Annotated in this window: 22 protein-coding genes; 5 read left to right on the top strand and 17 right to left on the bottom strand. The window is 49.2% G+C overall.

Annotated elements, in window-relative coordinates; translation table 11 throughout:
- The first annotated feature begins 15 nt into the window (after positions 1–15).
- Both AC8GFK_RS03240 and AC8GFK_RS03235 read left to right on the top strand, forming a co-directional pair.
- Positions 16–288, top strand: a complete 273-nt coding sequence (locus AC8GFK_RS03240) for a DUF3099 domain-containing protein (RefSeq protein ID WP_095673489.1) — start codon at positions 16–18, stop codon at positions 286–288.
- A complete protein-coding gene (locus AC8GFK_RS03235; RefSeq protein WP_506625727.1) occupies positions 281–1,003 on the top strand; it encodes an SURF1 family protein in 723 nt (240 codons plus the stop codon). The genes AC8GFK_RS03240 and AC8GFK_RS03235 overlap by 8 nt, the downstream gene beginning before the upstream one ends.
- Here the strand turns inward: AC8GFK_RS03235 and AC8GFK_RS03230 are convergent.
- Genes AC8GFK_RS03230 through AC8GFK_RS03190 form a run of 9 tightly spaced genes read right to left on the bottom strand, consistent with a single transcriptional unit; the run spans position 965 to position 9,114 of the window.
- Complete coding sequence (locus AC8GFK_RS03230; protein WP_506625726.1) at positions 965–2,830, bottom strand: ABC transporter ATP-binding protein; 1,866 nt, start codon at positions 2,828–2,830, stop codon at positions 965–967. The two genes, AC8GFK_RS03235 and AC8GFK_RS03230, sit on opposite strands and share 39 nt — an antisense overlap.
- 18 nt (positions 2,831–2,848) lie before the next feature.
- A complete protein-coding gene (locus tag AC8GFK_RS03225; protein ID WP_095531491.1) occupies positions 2,849–3,160 on the bottom strand; it encodes a metal-sulfur cluster assembly factor in 312 nt (103 codons plus the stop codon).
- Positions 3,161–3,192: 32 nt separating this feature from the next.
- Positions 3,193–3,636, bottom strand: coding sequence for a Fe-S cluster assembly sulfur transfer protein SufU (gene sufU / locus AC8GFK_RS03220; RefSeq protein ID WP_506625725.1), 444 nt, complete (start codon positions 3,634–3,636; stop codon positions 3,193–3,195).
- Positions 3,636–4,883 (bottom strand): cysteine desulfurase, encoded by a 1,248-nt coding sequence (locus tag AC8GFK_RS03215; protein WP_506625724.1) that lies wholly within the window; start codon positions 4,881–4,883, stop codon positions 3,636–3,638. Before AC8GFK_RS03215 ends, sufU begins: the two co-directional genes overlap by 1 nt.
- A gap of 2 nt (positions 4,884–4,885) precedes the next feature.
- A complete protein-coding gene (gene sufC, locus AC8GFK_RS03210) occupies positions 4,886–5,638 on the bottom strand; it encodes a Fe-S cluster assembly ATPase SufC (protein WP_095673484.1) in 753 nt (250 codons plus the stop codon).
- An 11-nt stretch (positions 5,639–5,649) separates the two neighbouring features.
- Entirely contained in the window at positions 5,650–5,946 is a 297-nt protein-coding gene (locus AC8GFK_RS03205) for a non-heme iron oxygenase ferredoxin subunit (RefSeq protein WP_506625723.1), read from the bottom strand.
- Positions 5,946–7,037: a Fe-S cluster assembly protein SufD gene (gene sufD / locus AC8GFK_RS03200; protein WP_506625722.1), complete on the bottom strand. Its 1,092-nt coding sequence runs from the start codon at positions 7,035–7,037 to the stop codon at positions 5,946–5,948. Before sufD ends, AC8GFK_RS03205 begins: the two co-directional genes overlap by 1 nt.
- Entirely contained in the window at positions 7,037–8,446 is a 1,410-nt protein-coding gene (sufB, locus tag AC8GFK_RS03195; RefSeq protein ID WP_095673481.1) for a Fe-S cluster assembly protein SufB, read from the bottom strand. Before sufB ends, sufD begins: the two co-directional genes overlap by 1 nt.
- Positions 8,443–9,114, bottom strand: a complete 672-nt coding sequence (locus AC8GFK_RS03190; RefSeq protein WP_506625721.1) for a helix-turn-helix transcriptional regulator — start codon at positions 9,112–9,114, stop codon at positions 8,443–8,445. The genes sufB and AC8GFK_RS03190 overlap by 4 nt, the downstream gene beginning before the upstream one ends.
- A gap of 81 nt (positions 9,115–9,195) precedes the next feature.
- Here AC8GFK_RS03190 and AC8GFK_RS03185 point away from each other — a divergent pair, with 81 nt between their 5' ends.
- Genes AC8GFK_RS03185 through AC8GFK_RS03175 form a run of 3 tightly spaced genes read left to right on the top strand, consistent with a single transcriptional unit; the run spans position 9,196 to position 13,668 of the window.
- Positions 9,196–10,074, top strand: coding sequence for a COX15/CtaA family protein (locus tag AC8GFK_RS03185; RefSeq protein ID WP_506625720.1), 879 nt, complete (start codon positions 9,196–9,198; stop codon positions 10,072–10,074).
- A 10-nt stretch (positions 10,075–10,084) separates the two neighbouring features.
- Positions 10,085–12,133, top strand: coding sequence for a transketolase (gene tkt / locus AC8GFK_RS03180; RefSeq protein ID WP_506625719.1), 2,049 nt, complete (start codon positions 10,085–10,087; stop codon positions 12,131–12,133).
- Complete coding sequence (locus AC8GFK_RS03175) at positions 12,133–13,668, top strand: phosphoglucose isomerase-related protein (RefSeq protein WP_506625718.1); 1,536 nt, start codon at positions 12,133–12,135, stop codon at positions 13,666–13,668. The genes tkt and AC8GFK_RS03175 overlap by 1 nt, the downstream gene beginning before the upstream one ends.
- Before the next feature lie 7 nt (positions 13,669–13,675).
- On the opposite strand, the gene AC8GFK_RS03170 is transcribed toward AC8GFK_RS03175, so the two are convergent.
- From AC8GFK_RS03170 to rapZ, 8 genes are all read right to left on the bottom strand, one after another.
- Positions 13,676–14,017: an RNA polymerase-binding protein RbpA gene (locus AC8GFK_RS03170; RefSeq protein ID WP_095673476.1), complete on the bottom strand. Its 342-nt coding sequence runs from the start codon at positions 14,015–14,017 to the stop codon at positions 13,676–13,678.
- Between the two features lie 3 nt (positions 14,018–14,020).
- Positions 14,021–14,251 (bottom strand): preprotein translocase subunit SecG, encoded by a 231-nt coding sequence (secG, locus tag AC8GFK_RS03165; protein ID WP_095673475.1) that lies wholly within the window; start codon positions 14,249–14,251, stop codon positions 14,021–14,023.
- A gap of 82 nt (positions 14,252–14,333) precedes the next feature.
- Positions 14,334–15,107, bottom strand: coding sequence for a triose-phosphate isomerase (gene tpiA, locus AC8GFK_RS03160; protein ID WP_506625717.1), 774 nt, complete (start codon positions 15,105–15,107; stop codon positions 14,334–14,336).
- A 37-nt stretch (positions 15,108–15,144) separates the two neighbouring features.
- Entirely contained in the window at positions 15,145–16,332 is a 1,188-nt protein-coding gene (locus AC8GFK_RS03155; protein WP_506625716.1) for a phosphoglycerate kinase, read from the bottom strand.
- Complete coding sequence (gene gap, locus AC8GFK_RS03150) at positions 16,332–17,333, bottom strand: type I glyceraldehyde-3-phosphate dehydrogenase (RefSeq protein ID WP_506625778.1); 1,002 nt, start codon at positions 17,331–17,333, stop codon at positions 16,332–16,334. Before gap ends, AC8GFK_RS03155 begins: the two co-directional genes overlap by 1 nt.
- A 153-nt stretch (positions 17,334–17,486) precedes the next feature.
- Positions 17,487–18,467: a DNA-binding protein WhiA gene (gene whiA / locus AC8GFK_RS03145; protein ID WP_095673471.1), complete on the bottom strand. Its 981-nt coding sequence runs from the start codon at positions 18,465–18,467 to the stop codon at positions 17,487–17,489.
- Positions 18,468–18,472: 5 nt separating this feature from the next.
- A complete protein-coding gene (locus AC8GFK_RS03140; protein ID WP_506625715.1) occupies positions 18,473–19,420 on the bottom strand; it encodes a gluconeogenesis factor YvcK family protein in 948 nt (315 codons plus the stop codon).
- On the bottom strand, positions 19,417–20,283 hold the full coding sequence (rapZ, locus tag AC8GFK_RS03135) for an RNase adapter RapZ (RefSeq protein ID WP_506625714.1): 867 nt from the start codon (positions 20,281–20,283) through the stop codon (positions 19,417–19,419). The genes AC8GFK_RS03140 and rapZ overlap by 4 nt, the downstream gene beginning before the upstream one ends.
- Positions 20,284–20,294: the final 11 nt, after the last annotated feature.

The raw sequence follows: 20,294 nt of genomic DNA, 5'->3' as shown, positions 1-20,294 counted from the left end.
CCCTACTGTTGCGCTATGGCTAAAGAAGATGACGTTTACGACATCACAAGTGCGCCTAAAGGCTTAACTACTGACCAGTCTGCGAGACAACGCCGTTACTTCTTTTCAATGATGTTGCGTACGGCTTGTTTCATTCTCACCGTCGTTCTTCCAAGCCCATATCGATGGATCGCTCTTCTCGGAGCTGTAGTGCTTCCATATATTGCAGTTGTTGTTGCAAATGCCGGACGTGAAACCGTACTTCCAGGAGCTGCCATCTTGAAGAAGAGGCCGCGAGGAATTGAGTAAGTCTCAGAAGAAAGAGGAGTTCTCACTTCTCAAATCGTTTGTCGCGCTACTTTTAATCGCAGCTTGCTTATGGGCCGCACAATGGCAATTCCATAGAGGTCTTGATCGACACGCACGAAACTCGATTATCGAAACCAACTCTTCGCTTCCACCTATCGCCCTGGCGCGAGTTCAATCTGAGCCAACAAAACACGAGTGGAAGCCGGTATCGGTTACTGGACAATTCGATGCCAGCAAGCAAATCCTGCTACGCAATAGATACTTCGAAGGCGTTTATGGCTTTGAGCTACTGACGCGATTTACTTCAGAAGATGGAAAGAGCTTCTGGGTTGATTGCGGATGGGTCAAAGCTGGCATCAATGCATTGACTGCTCCAACAATTCCAGAACTGCCAACTGGCCAGATCAATATCGTGGGTCGCTTGCGTCTTGACTCATCACTTCCCCGGGGCTCCTTCTTCGCACTTCCAGCCGATAAGAGCGATGGCTTGATATCGAAGGCCAATGCTCAATCTAATTCAACATCTGAAAACTTCTATATTGATTTACTCGAAGGATCGCAAAGCTCACTTACTCCGGCAGTGCCTGCGCAACTACCTGAACTTTCTGATGGACCACATATGGCATATGCACTGCAGTGGGTTTTCTTCGGTGGCCTGGTTGTGTATGGCCGTTACTTAATTCGCCGTGAGGTCCTGTCGGTTAAAGAGCTCTGAGTAAAGACCGTTGGTTGTAATTAACTCTTCGTGCTTGCCTCGTTCGACAATCAGACCTTTCTCAAGAACGAGAATCTGATCTGCCTCCATCACAGTGCTAAGTCTGTGCGCAATAACGATTGATGTGCGACCTTTGAGAGCTTCCTTAAGAGCAGCCTGTACGAGCGATTCATTCTCAGAATCGAGGTGTGCCGTTGCTTCATCGAGAATAACTATCGCAGGAGCCTTAAGTAGAAGTCGGGCAATCGCTAAACGTTGCTTCTCTCCCCCGGAAAGACGATGTCCTCGTTCACCCACCATGGTGTCGAATCCATTGGGTAAGGATGAAACTAGTTCCCAGATTTGCGCAGCCTTACACGCTTCAATCATTTCAGCTTCAGTTGCATCTTCTTTTGCGTAGAGAAGGTTCTCGGCGATGGTCTCGTGGAATAAGTGCGCATCTTGCATTACTACGCCGATTGAATCTCGAAGTGATTGAACCGTGAAGTCGCGGATATCTTGACCATCAATTTTTATCGAACCACGCGTTACATCATATAAACGTGGAATAAGCGCGCTCATCGTTGTTTTACCAGCACCTGATGGGCCAACAATGGCTGTCAGCGTGCCTGCGGGAGCTGTAAATGAAATTCCTTTAAGGACTTCGCCGCTATCAATGGTTTCTGGCTTGGCTGCGGATTCAAGAGAAGCCAATGAAATCTCTTCAGCTCTTGGATAAGTGAAAACCACATCTTCAAAATCAATTTGTAGGTTCTTATTCTTAAGTTCTAATGCACCTGGTTTATCAGTGATCATGGGATGTAAGTCGAGCACTTCAAATACTCGTTCAAATGAGACGAGTGCCGTCATTACATCGATGCGAACATTTGAGAGAGCGGTAAGCGGCCCGTAAAGTCGAGCCAAGAGAGCGGTAATGGCAAGCAAAGTTCCGACGGAGATTGATCCGCTAATCGCGAGGTGGCCACCAATGCCATAGGCAAAAGCGGTGGCAACTGCTGCGACGCTGGTGATTCCAACAAAGAAGACCCGGTTGAGCATCGCAGTCTGAATACCAATATCAGCGACTTTTCGTGCTCGCGTACGGAAGAAGTTCTCCTCCTTCGCAGGTTTTCCATAAAGGTTGACTAGAAGCGCTCCCGAAACATTGAATCGCTCTGTCATTGTGCTCGACATCGTGGCATTGAGATTGAAAGCATCGCGAGTCAAAGCCTGAATACGCTTTCCAACCCATTTAGTTGGCAGCAAGAAGACCGGCAAGAGCAAGAGTGAAACAACTGTGATTTGCCAAGAAAGAATCAGCATCGTCGTCACTACAAGAACGAGTGAAACCACATTGCTGACGACGCCCGAGAGGGTGCCGGTGAAGGCTTGCTGTGCGCCCATGACATCAGAGTTGATACGCGATATGAGTGCGCCTGTTTGGGTGCGAGTGAAGAATGCAATGGATTGCCGTTGAATATGAGCGAAGACTTGGGAACGAAGATCGTAAATGAGGCCTTCACCAATTCGAGCTGAGTACCACCGGCCGAAGATATTGAAGAAAGCATCAACGACTGCAAGAAGTCCAACAGCAAGAGCAAGCTTTGTTACTAAACCTGCATTCTTTGGAATGACGCCTTTATCAATCAGTTCTCGCAGTAAGAGAGGTGACGAGACGACTAAGAGCGCCTCAATGACAACAGTGATGAGAAAGATTGTGATCTGAGATTTATAGGGACGACCATAGGAAATGATTCTTTTGATTGTCCCTGGCTTTAGCTTTTGAGATTTCACTGAAGGATCTGCAGTCATTGACCGAAAGGTCATCCAGACTGCATGTTGTGACATAAGAAAAGTTTATGCGGATCAGACAGTGAAGCCGAGAGCGCGAAGTTGTTCGCGTCCATCGTCTGAAATCTTGTCAGGACCCCAAGGCGGCATCCATACCCAGTTAATCTTTACATCGTCGGTAAATGGAGCAAGTGCCTGACGAGTTTGATCTTCAATGACATCTTGAAGTGGGCAAGCCGCCGAGGTGAGGGTCATATTGAGTACTGCAATGTTGTTATCGTCGACCATCATGTCGTAGATGAGACCAAGGTCAACAACGTTGATACCAAGTTCTGGGTCGACAACATCTTTCATCGCCTCGTTGATATCTTCAATCTTTGCAACCATGTGGCCATCCTACTTTCTTTTTACGGTGCTGGTTAATTCTGCTTAGCTAAAGCTTGGACGCTTGCATCTTTAAAGGCCATCCAACCAAGGAGGGCGCACTTAATTCGTGCCGGGTATTGCGAAACACCAGCCAGGGCGACGGCATCTTCAAGAAGGTTTTCATCTCCCTTTTCAGTGCCTTTGCTCTGCATCAAATGCATAAATGAATCAGCAATCACTTGCGCCTGCGTGAGGTCTTTACCGATCAAGAGATCGGTCAGGATTGAAACGCTCGCCTGAGAAATAGAGCAACCGACGCCATCCCATGAAACGCTCTTCACTGTTTGGCCATCGAGCGTCACATTGAGAGTGATTTCATCACCACAACTTGGATTGATGTGATGCACCTGAGCATCGAAAACCGGATTGAGCTTCTTGTTCTGTGGGTTCTTATAGTGATCAAGAATTACCTCTTGATAGAGATTATCTAGTTGCATTAGCGACCAAAGTATTTCTGTGCGCCTTGTACACCCTCAACGAGGGCATCAAGATCATCAGTTGTGTTGTACAAATAAACGGATGCACGAGTAGTGGCTGGAACTCCAAGCTTGCGAGTAAGCGGCCACGCACAGTGGTGACCTGTACGAACAGCAACTCCTTGGCTATCGAGATACTGCCCCAAATCATGTGGGTGAATATCTCCGAGAGTGAATGAGATGGCTCCCCCACGTAACTCTGTTGTCTTTGGTCCAATGATTCGCAGATCTTTTATCTCAGAAAGTCCATTGAGAAGATATGAAGTCAGTTCTACTTCGTGGCGATGGATGTTATCCATGCCGATCGTCGTTAAGTAATTAAGTGCAGCGCCCAATCCAACAGCTTGCGCCATATTAGGAACGCCTGCTTCAAACTTCTTCGGAGCCTGGGCCCATGATGCGTATTCCATAGTGACGTTTTCGATCATGGAACCGCCAGTAAGAAACGGTGGAAGATCTGCCAGTAGTTCTGAACGGCCCCAGAAAATTCCAATTCCAGTTGGCCCGACTGCCTTATGCCCAGAGAATGCCAAGAAATCAATATCGAGTGCTTTCACATCGACTGGCATATGTGGAACTGACTGACACGCATCAAGCACAACAACAGCGCCAACTTCGTGCGCACGGCGCGTGATTGCGTCAAGTGGGTTAATGGTTCCGAGAACATTTGATTGATGAGTGAGTGCAACAACCTTGGTGGACGAGTCAATCACTGAATCAATATTCGAAAGGTCAAGGCGACCCTCTTCGGTAACCGAGAACCACTTAAGGGTTGCGCCTGTGCGCGCTGCAAGCTGTTGCCACGGTATGAGGTTGGCATGGTGTTCCATCTCGGTGATGACAATCGAATCCCCTGCCTTCAGGTGGAAGCGATTACCAGGAGCAGCATTACCCATCGCATAGGAAACCAAGTTAAGCGATTCAGTAGCGCTCTTTGTAAATACAACTTCATCAACATGTGCGTTAAGGAAGTTGGCCACGATGGTGCGCGCACCTTCATAGGCATCAGTAGCTTCTTCAGCTAATTGATGGGCTCCACGGTGAACAGCGGCGTTGTGAAATCTGTAGAAATCAGATTCTGCATCGATCACCACATTTGGCTTCTGGCTCGTTGCTCCAGAATCTAAATAAACAAGGCGCTTGCCATCGCGGATTGTCCGATCCAAGATCGGAAAATCCTTAGCGATAGCCTGAGCGTCAAATGTCATGGTTAAGCGGTGACGTACTCCGCATAACCATTTGCTTCGAGCTTATCTGCAAGCTCTGGTCCGCCTTCTTCAACAATGCGGCCGTTAGCAAATACATGTACGAAGTCAGGCTTGATGTAACGCAAGATGCGTGTGTAGTGAGTGATCAAGAGAATTCCGTGGTTGTTGGCAGCCTTTGCGCGGACAACACCTTCAGAGACGATACGTAGCGCATCAACATCTAGGCCTGAGTCTGTCTCATCAAGGATTGCAAACTTTGGCTTGAGGAGCTCGAGCTGCATGATCTCGTGGCGCTTCTTTTCGCCGCCAGAGAATCCTTCGTTGACGTTACGTTGTGCAAAAGATGCATCCATCTTGAGTGATTCCATTGCGCTCTTAACTTCGCCTACCCACTCGCGAAGCTTTGGAGCTTCTCCGCGAAGTGCTGTAGCTGCTGTACGCAAGAAGTTTGAAACTGATACACCAGGAACTTCAACTGGGTATTGCATCGCTAAGAAGAGACCCGCCTTAGCGCGCTCATCAACAGACATCTCGAGGACATCTGCGCCATCAAGAGTGACTGTTCCACCTGTAATTGTGTACTTAGGATGTCCGGCGATTGAGTAAGCAAGTGTTGACTTGCCTGAACCGTTTGGTCCCATGATTGCGTGTGTTTCACCTGACTTGATGGTGAGGTCTACGCCCTTAAGGATTTCAATCGAACCTTGTTCGGTATCGACAGATACTTTCAATCCGCGAATTTCTAGAGTGCTCATATCTATCTCCGTTACATCTCTACCGTGACGGAGTCTCCGTCGACAGTTACTGAATAGGTCTTTACTGGGGCTACTGCAGGAGGTGTTAGCGCCTCTCCTGTGCGTAAATCGAATTCAGCTCCATGGAGCCAGCATTCGATCTTGAAATCTGTGACATCGCCTTCTGAAAGGGATGCATCCGAATGGCTGCAGATATCGTTGATAGCAAATACTTCATCGCCCACGCGAGTGACGCAGATGGATTCACCATTCTTTTCGATACGGACAGGCTTGCCCGCTTGAAGTGATGAGAAAGTTAAATCAGACATTACTTACCTGCCTTTGCAAGTTCATCATCGATGCGAGCCATGATGCGCTCCTGGACTTCTTCGATGCCGATTTCAGAGACAATCTCATTAAAGAAGCCACGAACAACGAGACGACGTGCGTCGTCCATATTGATTCCGCGTGACATTAAGTAGAAGAGTTGTTCATCATCGAAGCGACCAGTTGTAGAAGCGTGACCTGCTCCAACGATTTCGCCGGTTTCGATTTCGAGGTTTGGAACTGAATCCGCGCGTGCTCCATCAGAGAGCAACAAGTTGCGGTTGAGCTCGTAGGTATCTGTGCCTTCAGCGGCGGCGCGGATAAAGACATCACCGATCCAGACTGTGTGTGCCTTATCGCCAGCAAGTGCGCCCTTGTAGTTAACGCGTGACTTGGCATTGGGAACTTTGTGATCGACAAACATACGGTGTTCGAAGAATTGTCCGGCTGTTGCAAAGTACACACCTGAGAGATCACAAGATGCACCCGGTGCGATGAAGTCAACGGTTGGAAGTAGACGAACTACATCTCCCCCAACAGTGACAACGATTGACTTAAATGTGGCATCGCGATCAACGATTGCATGATGTCGCGCTGCATGAATGGTTTTTGATCCCCATTCTTGTAGAGCGATGAGAGTCAGATGAGCGCCTGGCTCGACCACGATTTCGAGGTCTTCAGCGAGGTGCATATCTCCCGAGTTCTCAATAACAATTACTGATTTCGAGTGGTTGCCAGCTTTGATCAGTACGCGTGAGAGTTCTGCTGAATCTGTGCCGAAGGCTGCGCGATTGAGAAAGATTGGTTCAGCAATCTCTGCGTTCGCAGCAATCGCAAGAACTGCACCTTTGCTTGTGAACTGGCGAATACGGTTAACAATTGCATCATCACTTTCGGTAACAGCTTCGATATCTTGATGCGTAAATGTTGCGCCTGTTGGAAGTGAACCTTTAACCGCAAGTGAATTACGTTCGACAGCAGTTGCTGTTCCATCGTGCATTCCACCTAGACGCTTGAGCGGTGTAAAGCGCCAAGCTTCTTCACGGCCCGTAGGTGTATGGTTTTCAAGAAGGTTTGATTGCAATGTAGACATTATCCGACTGCGCCTTCCATCTGAAGTTCGATGAGGCGGTTAAGTTCGAGTGCGTACTCCATTGGAAGTTCGCGAGCGATAGGTTCGATAAATCCACGAACAATCATCGCCATCGCTTCATCTTCATTGAGCCCACGTGACATGAGATAGAAGAGTTGGTCATCGGAGATCTTCGAAACAGTTGCTTCGTGTCCCATAGAGACATCGTCTTCACGGATATCAACATATGGGTATGTATCTGATCGAGAGATTGTGTCGACAAGAAGTGCATCGCACTTAACTGTGCTGGCAGAGTGGTGAGCCCCTTCTTGTACCTGAACAAGTCCACGGTATGAAGTACGTCCGCCTCCACGAGCTACAGATTTAGAGATAACTGAAGATGATGTGTAAGGAGCTGCGTGAACCATCTTCGCTCCTGAATCCTGGTGCTGACCAGGACCTGCAAATGCGAGTGAGAGAGTTTCACCCTTTGCATGTGGACCCATCAACATGACAGCTGGGTACTTCATGGTGACCTTCGAGCCGATATTTCCATCGACCCATTCCATGGTTGCACCTTCTGCACATGTTGCGCGCTTTGTTACCAAGTTATAAACGTTGTTCGACCAGTTCTGGATGGTTGTGTAGCGAACACGTGCACCCTTCTTGACGATGATTTCAACAACTGCTGAGTGAAGTGAATCTGACTTGTAGATAGGAGCTGTGCAACCTTCTACATAGTGAATGTATGAATCTTCATCCGCAATAATCAAAGTACGTTCGAACTGACCCATATTTTCGGTATTGATACGGAAGTAAGCCTGCAATGGAATATCTACATGTACGCCCTTTGGTACATAGATAAATGATCCACCAGACCATACAGATGTGTTGAGAGCTGCGAACTTGTTGTCGCCAACAGGAATAACTGAACCGAAGTACTCCTTGAAGAGTTCTGGGTGCTGCTTTAGACCGCTATCTGTATCAAGGAAGATAACGCCTTGCTTTTCAAGATCTTCACGGATTGAGTGGTAAACAACCTCTGACTCGTACTGAGCTGCTACGCCTGAAACAAGGCGCTGCTTTTCTGCTTCTGGAATTCCAAGACGGTCATATGTGTTCTTGATGTCATCAGGCAAGTCATCCCAAGTTGTCGCCTGCTTCTCAGTTGAGCGCACGAAGTACTTGATTGTGTCGAAGAAGATTCCAGACAGATCTGATCCCCATGATGGCATCGGCTTCTTGTAAAAGAGATCTAAGCCCTTGAGGCGAAGGTCAAGCATCCACTGAGGTTCGCTCTTCTTCGCTGAGATATCGCGAACAACTTCCTCGCTAAGGCCACGCTTCGCGTTAGAGCTGGCTTCATTATTATCTGACCAACCGTATTCGTAATTTCCGAGGCCATCGAGCTCTGGGTGTGCTGTTGTCATGAGGACGCCTTTCCAGCGGTTAGTTTTTTAGATTGTTTGGTGAGGTTGGGGATGTAAGTAGTGCAAACGCCATCGCCATGAGCGATAGTCGCTAAACGTTGTACGTGTGTTCCAAGAACACGGGAGAAAGCTTCAGTCTCTGCCTCGCAGAGTTGCGGGAATTCGGCGGCAACGTGCGCAATTGGGCAGTGGTGCTGACACAACTGCTCGCCCAATGGGCGGCTTTCGATGCTGGTTGCGTAACCTTGTTCAGTAAGAAAAGTTGCGAGTGCTTCTGATTTATTGGCACGTTTTGCCAGAGCGAGCGTTGCTTTACGTTCGATATCGTCGGCGCGAGATTGCGCAAATGCTTTGACTAAATGTTCGCCAGATTGTGCTGACATAAATTTCAACGCGGCAACTGCAAGATCGTCATAAGAATGTTCAAACTTTTCGCGGCCAGAATCGGTCATGACAAATACCTTGGAAGGTCGTCCGCGCCCACGGCTAATTGCCTGATGCGGTTCGCGGGCTTCGAGAATCGAGTCAGCGACTAAGAGGTCGAGGTGCCTGCGGATACCAGCGGGAGTCAGCCCAAGGCGCTCCCCCAGAACGACGGCTGTAGAGGGGCCATTTTCGAGGACGGAGCGCGCGATAGCTTCGCGGGTGCTGAGGTCATCGATTTTCACAACAGTATTGTGTCGTAATTCGCTGAGCCTCGCCAATCCAAAAGGTCCGCGTCGTGCGGCTACGGGTCATAGGCTACGAGCGTGAGTCGAACCAGATCGTTAGCCACCCGAGCCCTTCCGGCGCTCTCTGGATTACTCCTCTTTCTTCAATCAGCGCTCGTTATTACTGGCGGTGCGGTTCGAGTAACTGGTTCTGGACTTGGCTGCCCCACGTGGCCTGAGTGCACACCGGGCTCGTACACACCGGTTCCGGGGCAAGCTGAAGGTGCGCTGCACGCATGGATTGAATTTGGAAATAGGTTGCTTACCTTCGCACTGCTCTTTGCAGCACTTGCAACAGTCATTGCAATTTTCCGAGCTGGACGTCGCGATCTCAGATTCCTTGGAGCAACACAAGTACTTGGAATTCTCGGTCAAGGCGTTTTGGGTGGGATCACGGTTTTAACTGATCTCAACCCCTTAGCTGTTGGTTCACATCTACTTCTCTCCATTCTTCTCATCGCGGCAGCAACATCACTGCACTCGCGTCGCCATCATCCATATGTACGAACTTCATCTTCTCAAGTTCGAATTTCACGTCTATCACTTGCCCACATCAACGTTGCATTTGTCGCAATCACCATCGGAACCTTGGTTACTGGTAGCGGTCCTCATGCCGGTGATGTTGATGCGCCCCGTTTAGATTTTACGATCACCACCATCACGCGTTTTCACAGCGCTTCTGTCTGGCTTTTGATGGGACTAACTCTCATATTCCTTTTTTCAAAGAGTCTAAATTTCGAGACTAAGCGTTGGCTAAGAATTTTTCTCGTTCTTGCTATCGCACAAGGCGGTCTCGGTTACATCCAATATTTCCTCGGAGTTCCCGAAGGGCTTGTAGTCCTTCATTTACTTGGTTCAGTACTCGTATGGATCGCAGCGTGGCGCATCCGACTTTCAGTAGTTCGTAAAGCGGCATAAGGAGAAGAAGATGACAAAGATCAATGGTTGGACCGAATTAGACGATCGCGCAGTTGCATACGCTCGCGCACTTGCAATGGATGCGGTTCAGAAGGTTGGCAATGGCCACCCAGGTACAGCGATGGCACTTGCGCCTGTTGCCTACAACCTCTTTCAGCGTCATCTCATCCACGATCCATCAGACCCACAATGGTTAGGTCGCGATCGCTTCATCTTGTCATGCGGTCACTCTTCAATGACGCTCTACACACAACTCTTCTTCAGCGGTTACGGTCTTGAGATGGAAGATATTCAGTCATTCCGTACATGGGGCTCGCTCACTCCCGGACACCCAGAATTTGGCCACACAGCAGGTGTTGAAATGACAACGGGTCCATTGGGCGCAGGCGTTGCAACATCTGTTGGTTTTGCAATGGCGGCACGTTACGAACGTGGCTTGTTAGATCCTGAAGCAGCAATTGGCACATCTATTTTCGATCACTCAATCTGGGTCATCTGTTCGGACGGCGACCTACAAGAAGGCGTTTCAGGAGAAGCATCATCTCTCGCCGGAACACAAGCGCTCGGTAATCTCAACGTCATTTATGATGACAACAGAATTTCTATTGAAGGCGACACTCACGTTTCATTTACAGAAGATGTTGCAGCTCGCTACCGCGCATATGGCTGGCATGTTATTGAAGTTGCAGCACTTGCTGATGGAAACGTTGATCTCGAATCTCTCGATAAGGCGATGCTGACGGCAAAAGCTGAACTGACAAAGCCATCACTTATTCGCATGCACTCAACTATTGCGTGGCCAGCGCCAAAACTTCGCGGAACAGCAAAGTCACATGGATCAGCCCTCGGCGATGAAGAGATTGCGGCAACAAAGAAGGAGTTGGGTCTTAACCCTGACGAGAAGTTTGCAATGCCAGCAGATGTCTTTGCCCATGTTCGTTCGGTCAAAGAGCGCGGCGCTGCAGTTCGCAAGGAATGGGATGGAAAGTTTGCTCAGTGGCAGAGCGCTCATCCAGAGCGCGCATCACTTCTCAAGCGACTTGTCGCTCGTGAACTTCCAGCAGGTTGGGAAGCAACTCTTCCGGTCTTTGAATCTGGAAAAGATGTTGCTACACGTACTGCCTCAGGTCATGTCATTAATGCGATTGCTAAGGCGCTCCCAGAGTTCTGGGGAGGATCGGCAGACCTTGCTGATTCGAATATGACAACTATCGAGGGCGGCAATTCATTCTTGCCGGCAACGAGTGATATGAAGAATGCAGACCCATATGGTCGCATCATCCACTTCGGTATTCGCGAACATGCGATGGGTTCTATTCTCAATGGAATTGCACTCCACGGTTTGTCGCGTTCATTCGGCGGAACCTTCGCTGTCTTTAGCGATTACATGCGTCCATCTGTGCGCCTTGCTGCAATCATGGATATTCCATCAACTTTTGTATGGACTCACGATTCCATCGGCGTTGGTGAAGATGGTCCAACTCACCAGCCAATCGAACACTTTGCTGCCCTTCGCGCTATCCCTAACTTTGCTGTGCTACGTCCGGCTGATGCCAATGAAGTTGCTGAAGCCTGGAAAGCTGTCATTAAGCGAAATAAGCCTGCCGGATTCCTGCTCTCACGTCAGAATCTTCGTACCGTCGATCGCACAACACATGGCGCGGCAAGCGGCGTAGAAAAGGGTGCTTACGTCCTCAAAGAGTCATCAACTGCTGCAAAGGTGACAATCATTGCGACAGGTTCTGAAGTTGGAATCGCACTCGATGCCCAGATCGCTCTTGAAGCAGAAGGCGTGGCAACACGAGTAGTCAGCGCTCCATGTCTTGAATGGTTTAACGAACAACCTGCTTCTTACCGCGAATCAGTTATTTCGACTTCGACTCTTCGCGTCAGTATCGAATCAGGTATCGCACTCGGATGGCGTGAATACGTCGGCGATTCAGGAATTATCGTCTCACTCGATCATTGGGGTGCATCGGCTGCAGCTGGCAAACTCTTCACTGAGTTCGGCCTTACTTCGGAGCGCGTAGTGTCGGATGTAAAGAAGGCTCTTGCGTAATGAAGATTTCTGGTCCATCGCTTGCCGCAATTGATCGCGAAAGCGATATCTATCGCAAGCTTCGCGAAACGCACCCACGAATTGCTAAAAAGGATTCACAGACGTGGGGTTCGAAGGCAGCTGCAGAAGCGGCCGTTCGTCTTAACTGGGTAGATCTACCTGAAGAATCGCAAGCGCTACTCCCCCAGATTGCAGATCTTGTAGCGAAATTCTCTTCACATTCACGAGTAGTTCTCTGTGGCATGGGTGGTTCATCACTCGGACCTGAAGTGATTGCACATACCTACAAGAAAGATATCTTCATCTTCGATTCAACGGATCCCAACTATGCGCAGCATGCAATCGGCAGCGATTTAGCTAAGACCGTTGTAGTCGTAAGTTCGAAATCTGGCTCGACAATTGAAACTTCTTCACAGCGCGCGCTCTTTCAATCACAGTTTGAATACGCTGGGCTTAATCCTGTAGACCACATGCTCTTTGTTACCGATCCTGGCTCTCCGCTTGATATCGAAGTTCGCGCAGGTGGATATTCAGTCATCAATGCAGATCCCAATGTTGGTGGACGTTTTAGCGTATTGAGCGCATTTGGATTGCTTCCATCTGCTCTCGTTGGCGCACCCATTGCTGACTTACTTGCAGATGCTCGCGCCGAAAAGAGCGCCTTTCTTGAAGACGATCAAGCAATTCTCGATGTTGCATACCTTCTCGTTACCCAAGCAGAGCAGTACATAGCTTTCACAGATGCAGGTTCAGCAGTTCCTGGACTTTCAGATTGGATTGAGCAGCTCATCGCTGAATCAACCGGTAAAGATTCGATTGGGCGCTTACCTATCGCTACCGAAGATAGTCCTCGTGCCAAAGTTGGTGGATCTTTTACTGTGGCCTACGCAGGATCATCTACCGATCTCACTGTTGAAGGCCCACTTGGAGCTCATTTTATTTTCTGGGAGTGGGTCACCGCTCTTATTGGGGCTGCGCTCAAGATTGATCCCTTCAATCAACCAAATGTGACTGAAGCAAAAGAGCAGACTGCGGCTTGTTTAACCGAATGGAATAACTCCGTACCTGTACTCACTCCTGCATGTTCTGAGAAGTCAGTTGAAATCTTTGGTGATGGGCAATCACTCAAGGATGCACTTGCAACGTTTATCGAAGATGTAAAAGATGGTGGTTACATCGCCATCATGGCTTATCTCGATCGCCGTGATGATGTAAAGATTGCAGAGCTTCGTTCGGTACTTGCAGAGAAGTCTGGCCATCCAACTTCATTTGGTTGGGGTCCACGTTTCATGCACTCTACGGGTCAATTCCATAAAGGTGGACAGAAGAACGGATCCTTCCTTCAAATTACGGGTGAGACTTCCATTGATTACGAGATTCCAGGTCGTAGCTATAGCCTGCGCACTCTTCTCTTTGCTCAGGCAATCGGTGATAACCGTGCGCTAGCTACAAGAAAATACCCGCTCCTTCGTCTGCATCTGCAGAAGCGAAGTGCGGGTATTGATGAAATCTTGGCAGCTGCCCGATCTCTATAGAGGCCGATTACTCGATATCGTCTCCACGAAGTTTGCGGAGAGCATCTTCTAGGATCTTCTCGCCTTCCTTATCTGAGCGACGCTCTTTTACATAAGCAAGGTGAGTCTTGTAAGGGATATTAACTACAGCGCTTGGTGGATTGTTCTTATCGCGACCTGCAGGTAGGCCGCACTTAGGGCAATCCCACTGATCGGGAATTACAACAGTTTCTTCAACTGCAAATGATGGACGAACTTCATGGCCATTGGCACACCAGTACGAAACTGTTGCGCGCTCAATCTGATCTCCGCGCTCCGCTTCGCCCATTGGGCCAGCGCCGACACGACTTCCGCGAATTGCACTTGCCATGGATTAACCCTTCAAAACGAGTGAGAGGCTAACAACGCCAGCGAACCAGAGTCCGCCTACGACGATTGTGATTCGATCAAGGTTTCGTTCCACGACAGATGATCCGCCGTAGTTTGATGAGACGCCGCCACCGAATAGATCGGAGAGGCCAGAACCTTTGCCCTTGTGAAGCAAGACGAGAAGAATCATCAAGACGCTTGTGATGACAAGAAAGATTGATAGAGCTAAAGCCATGCGTAAAACTCCTCTAGAGGTAGGGGTACAGGATACCCGAATGAACTGGAAAGCTTTGAATTAGATAGGAATTAGATGCGAACTACGCCTGAGCGTGGAACTTAACGATCTTTGCCAGCTCTTCAGGGTCAAGGCTTGCTCCCCCGATGAGGGCGCCATCGACATCGGTCTGCTTCATGATTTCAACGATATTCGCTGACTTCACAGAACCGCCATAAAGAATGCGCATATTTGCTGCGATCTCGGATGAGCCGATCTGCTCTACTTCTTCGCGGATAGCGGCACATACTTCTTGTGCATCTTCAGGAGTTGCTGTCTTGCCTGTGCCGATTGCCCAGACTGGTTCGTAAGCAATAACGATCTTCTTAAGGTCTGGCTTATGGAAACCTTCGAGGCCTGCACGTACCTGACGGATGACATGTGAAACATGGGTTCCGGATTCGCGGATTGCTAGCTCTTCACCAACGCAGAAAATGGGTGTGAGTTCATTGGCAAGGGCGGCTTTAATCTTGCGATTAATGAGTGCGTCATCTTCATGATGGATTGCGCGACGCTCTGAGTGACCAATGACAACAAATGTGCAGCCAAGCTTTGCAAGCATTGAACCAGAGATATCACCAGTAAATGCACCGGAGCCTTCCGGTGAAAGATCTTGCGCACCATACTGCAGGCGGAGGCGATCACCATCGACCATAGTTTGGATAGAGCGGATATCTGTAAATGGAGGAATGATTGCGACATCTACTGCGTCGTAATCCTTATCTTCGAGTGAGTAGACAAGCTTCTGTGCAACTGCAATCGCCTCGAGGTGATTGAGGTTCATCTTCCAGTTACCAGCCATGAGTGGTTTACGCATTGTTACTCCTTCGTCGTTGTTACGTGAAAATTAAAGATTAGAGATCGAGGGCTGTCAGACCCGGAAGTTCTTTGCCTTCGAGGTATTCAAGTGAAGCTCCGCCGCCAGTTGAGATGTAACCGAAGGCAGAATCTGCAAAGCCGAGTGCGCGAACAGCTGCTGCTGAATCACCACCTCCGACAACGGAGATCCCGGGAACTTCAGTGAGTGCTTGCGCAACAACCTTCGTTCCGTGTGCAAAGTTAGGAAATTCGAAGACGCCCATTGGACCGTTCCAGAAGACTGTCTTGCACGTCTTGATTGCTGCAGCAAATGCCGCCGCAGTTTCAGGTCCAATATCGAGGCCCATCTGATCTGCAGGAATTGCATCAGCACTTACCAAAGTTGGTGTCGCATCTGCAGAAAACGTTGGAGCAACGACGATATCTGTTGGGAGCAAGAGCTTTACGCCAGAATCTTCAGCCTGCTTAATGAGGCCCTTGACGGTATCAATGAGATCGCGTTCTACAAGGGAAGAACCAATCTCTTTGCCTTGCGCTGCAAGGAATGTGAAGAGCATCCCGCCACCGATAGCCATGACATCAACTTTTCCAAGAAGGTTTGAGATAACACCGATCTTGTCTGAAACTTTTGAACCACCGAGAACAACGCCATATGGACGAACAGGATCGATGGTTAGCTTCTTGAGAACTTCAACTTCTGCGGCAACGAGAGTTCCTGCTGCATGCGGGAGAAGCTTGGCTAAATCGAATACGGAGGCGTGCTTACGGTGCACTGCGCCGAAGCCATCGCCAACATAGAAGTCAGCAAGCTTTGCAAGCTCTGCAGCGAGTGCAGCGCGCTCTGATTCATCCTTAGATGTCTCGGCTGCGCTGAAACGAATATTTTCTAGAAGAAGAACTTCACCTGCTGCAAGTGCCTCGGCTTTCGCTGTGACATCTGCGCCAGTGATTGCACCTGCAAATTGCACAGGCTTTCCAAGAAGTTCAGAGAGACGAACTGCAACAGGTGCAAGTGAAAGTTCAGTTTTTGCCTCGCCTTTCGGTCGACCTAGATGAGCTGCAATAACAATGCTTGCACCTTTTGCAAGGAGGGCATTGATAGTCGGAAGTGAAGCGCGAATACGGCCATCATCAGTGATCTTTCCTTCTTTCAAAGGAACATTGAGATCGCAACGTAAAAATACGCGCTTACCAGCTACATCTAGGTCAACCAAAGAAGACATTAGAGGGACTTACCTACATATCCAACAAGGTCAACGAGGCGGTTTGAGTAGCCCCATTCGTTGTCATACCAACCAACAACCTTGACTGTTGTTCCAATTGCCTTGGTTAGACCTGCATCGAAGATACATGATGAAGGATCTGTCACGATATCTGAAGAAACGATCTGATCTTCTGTGTATGTGAGGAAGCCCTTGAGTGAACCATTTGCCGCTTCCTTCATCGCTGCGTTGATCTCAGCAGCTGTTGCTTCCTTAGCGAGTTCGACTGTGAGGTCTGTAGCTGAACCTGTTGGAACAGGTACGCGCATTGCGAAACCATCAAGCTTGCCCTTGAGCTGTGGAAGTACCAAAGAGATTGCCTTTGCAGCACCTGTTGAGCTTGGGATGATATTTGTCGCTGCGGCACGTGCGCGACGGAGATCCTTGTGTGGGAAGTCGAGGATGACCTGATCGTTTGTGTACGCGTGGATTGTTGTCATGAGACCGCGGACGATTCCGAACTTCTCATCCAAAACCTTTGCCATTGGAGCAAGGCAGTTAGTTGTACATGAAGCATTTGAAATCACGTTGTGCTTTGCTGGGTCGTAGTTCTCGTGGTTTACACCCATCACGATTGTGATGTCTTCATCTGTTGCGGGTGCAGAGATGATGACCTTCTTAGCTCCAGCTGTGATGTGCTTCTGCGCATCCGCTGCCTTTGTGAAGTGACCTGTCGATTCAATGACGATATCTGCCTTGACTGATGCCCAAGGAAGGTTTGCTGGATCGCGATCTGCAAATACCTTAATGGTCTTTCCGCCGACAGTAATAGTGTCTTCTGTGTGTGAGACTTCAAGTCCAAGGCGTCCCAAGATTGAGTCGTACTTGAGCAAGTGAGCAAGAGTTGCGTTATCTGTGAGGTCGTTGATACCTACGATATTGATGTTTGGGTTTGTGAGCGCTGCGCGAAAGAAGTTGCGGCCAATACGTCCAAAACCATTAATTCCGACATTAATCATTATGAGAACCTCTTCTAGAAAGTGAAATGCCCCGCATATAGGTGGCTATCAGTTACACCACAACATTGGGGGCTTGGCCCGAAGTCTATCAGCCTGTGGATTGCTACTGGCCGGTCAGTGAGCGTGCGAAGGCTCACTTTCGATGCGAGCTGAGTATTACTCGCCGAGTAGATCTGGAGAAAGTCCCGCTTCAGTGTCAGGAATTCCGAGCTCTTGTGCGCGCTTATCTGCCATAGCAAGGAGGCGGCGGATGCGACCTGCGATTGCATCCTTAGTCATTGGCGGGGTCGCAAGTGAACCAAGTTCTTCAAGACTTGCTTGTCCGTGAGAAATTCGAAGTTCGCCAGCTTCCTTCAAGTGATCTGGAATTTCTGGACCAAGGATTTCCATCGCACGTTGTACACGTGCTGCAGCTGCAACAGCAGCTCGTGCAGAACGGCGCAAGTTTGCGTCATCAAAGTTGGCAAGTCGATTTGCTGTTGCACGCACTTCACGACGCATGCGTCGTTCTTCCCAAGCAAGGACGCTCTCATGTGCACCCAGGCGAGTGAGTAGAACACCAATCGCATCACCATCACGAATAACAACTCGATCTACGCCACGAACTTCTCGTGCCTTTGCAACGATATTGAGTCGACGCGCTGCGCCAACAAGAGCAAGGGCTGCCTCTGGACCTGGGCAGGTAATTTCGAGAGATGAAGAGCGACCTGGCTCGGTCAATGAACCATGTGCGATAAATGCGCCACGCCATGCAGCTTCGGCATCGCAGACATTGGCAGCAACAACTTGCGGTGGGAGTCCACGAACTGGGCGACCATTTGCATCAATCAAGCCTGTCTGGCGAGCAAGAGCATCTCCTGCCTCAATTACTCGAACCACGTAGCGAGATCCTTTACGAAGCCCACTTGATGAGAGCACCGCTAAATCACTGTCGTGGCCGTAAATATCGGCGATATCTTTCTTAAGACGTCGTGCGCTCTGTGAGGTATCGAGCTCGACCTCAATAACAACTTTTCCTGCGGCGATATGAAGTCCGCCAGCAAAACGCAGGAGTGAGGAAACTTCAGCTTTACGACAACAAGGCTTGGTCACGGAGAGACGACTGAGCTCATCCTTCACTGCTGCTGTCATTGCCATGGGGGTTATCCAACCAGTATTTCGGAGTCAATGTGTGAGAAAAGTTGACCCAATTTTTTCACATCATGGTGCAGGGGCGACCCTGCACTGCGTAAATCAGCGACCACCAACTCTGAACCTATGGTTGAAAGATGTGCACGTAATTCGTCCTGTCCATCGGCGGAGCTGTCGATAGCAACGCAATCAAAGTGAAGTTCTGGGGCATATTCGGACAAGATGCGAAGGTGTTCGAGTGGTGAATAACCTGCGTACTCCCCTGCTGATTTATCTGCGGTATCGAGATTGAGTAGCAGAATCTTCTTTGCCTTAGATGCAACGATGGCATCACGTTGTGCGGGAACCAGAAGATGCGGAATAACACTCGAGAACCAAGAACCAGGTCCCATCGTTATCCACTCAGCATCAGCGATAGTGGTGAGCGCATCTGGATGAGCAGTTGGATTTTCAGGAATTATGCGGATTGATTTAAGTCTTCCCTTTGTTGTGGCAACTTCAGCTTGGCCACGAACAATCTTTGTCCCAATGGAATTCTCAAAGGTGGCCTCGATATCCAGAGGCACTGATGCCATCGGCAGCACGCGGCCAATCACTTTAAGAAGTGCCCCAACGCGATCTAAACCAGCGACAGTATCTTCATCGCGATCCCATAACGCTGCGAGTAAAAGATTGCCGACTGCGTGACCATTGAGTTCGCCTTCGCTGGTAAAGCGATATTGCATGATCTCAGCCCAGCTTCTGCCCCACTCATCATCGCTGCAGAGCGCCGCCAGTGCCATACGTAAATCACCTGGAGGCAGAATAGGAAACTCAGTACGAAGGCGACCACTAGATCCACCATTATCCGCAACGGTAACAATTGCAGTGATGCTCGAAGTAAAACTACGGAGCGCGGTGAGAGTTGCGGCTAAGCCATGTCCTCCACCGAGCGCTACAACTTTTCTTTCTTGACTCATTCCCGTCCTACATCGCGGTGTGTTGCATGAGCTGTGATCTCAAGATCCTTAGATGAAGTCGTCAACTGACGAGCAATTTCTTCAGCGATTGCGACAGAACGATGCTTTCCGCCTGTGCAACCAATCGCGATAGTTACGTACTTCTTACCTTCTCGAAAATATCCAGGAATCATCTTCTGCACCACGCCCACGTAACTCTTCACGAAATCTTCGACACCATCACTGCCGAGGACTTTGTCAGAGACAGGTTTATCCAAACCATTGAGTGGACGAAGTTCAGGGATCCAATGCGGATTGGGAATGAAGCGACAATCAAGAACGAGATCTGAGTCAACCGGAATTCCGTACTTGTAACCGAATGAGAGAACATTGACGCGCAGGCTTGGCAGCATTCCTGCTGCAAAGATTTCAGAGGTGCGCTTTTCTAGTTGATGGACATTGAGATTGGAAGAGTCAATGACGACATCGGCCTGCGCGCGAATTTCTTCAAGCTTGGCGCGTTCGCGTGCGATTCCATCAACGATGCGATCTTTTGCCTGCAATGGATGCGGACGACGCGTTGATTCAAAGCGCTGAACGAGCGCTTGATCCGTGGCGTCGAGAAAGAGTAGGCGGTAAGGAGTAGATGAACTCTTCAGTTGTGAGAGAGCGCTATTGAGTTCATCGAAAAACTTTCCGCCGCGAACATCGACAACGACGGCGAGAGCAGCATGAGTATCAAGGCTCTGTTCGGCTAGCTGCGGCAAAAGCGCTGGAGGCAAGTTATCGACGACATACCAACCGAGATCTTCGAGTGCGTGGGCAACTGTTGAACGCCCAGCACCTGACATGCCTGTAAGAATCAGAAGTTCTTGTGTCGCCATACCTAACATTC

Origin of the sequence: Planktophila turicensis (SeqCode) (genome assembly GCF_965234405.1) — a bacterium.
In the GTDB taxonomy this organism is placed as follows: Bacteria; Actinomycetota; Actinomycetes; order Nanopelagicales; family Nanopelagicaceae; genus Planktophila; species Planktophila turicensis.
Note: the sequence above shows the minus strand (reverse complement) of the source record. Positions and strands in the feature narration are given on the sequence as shown.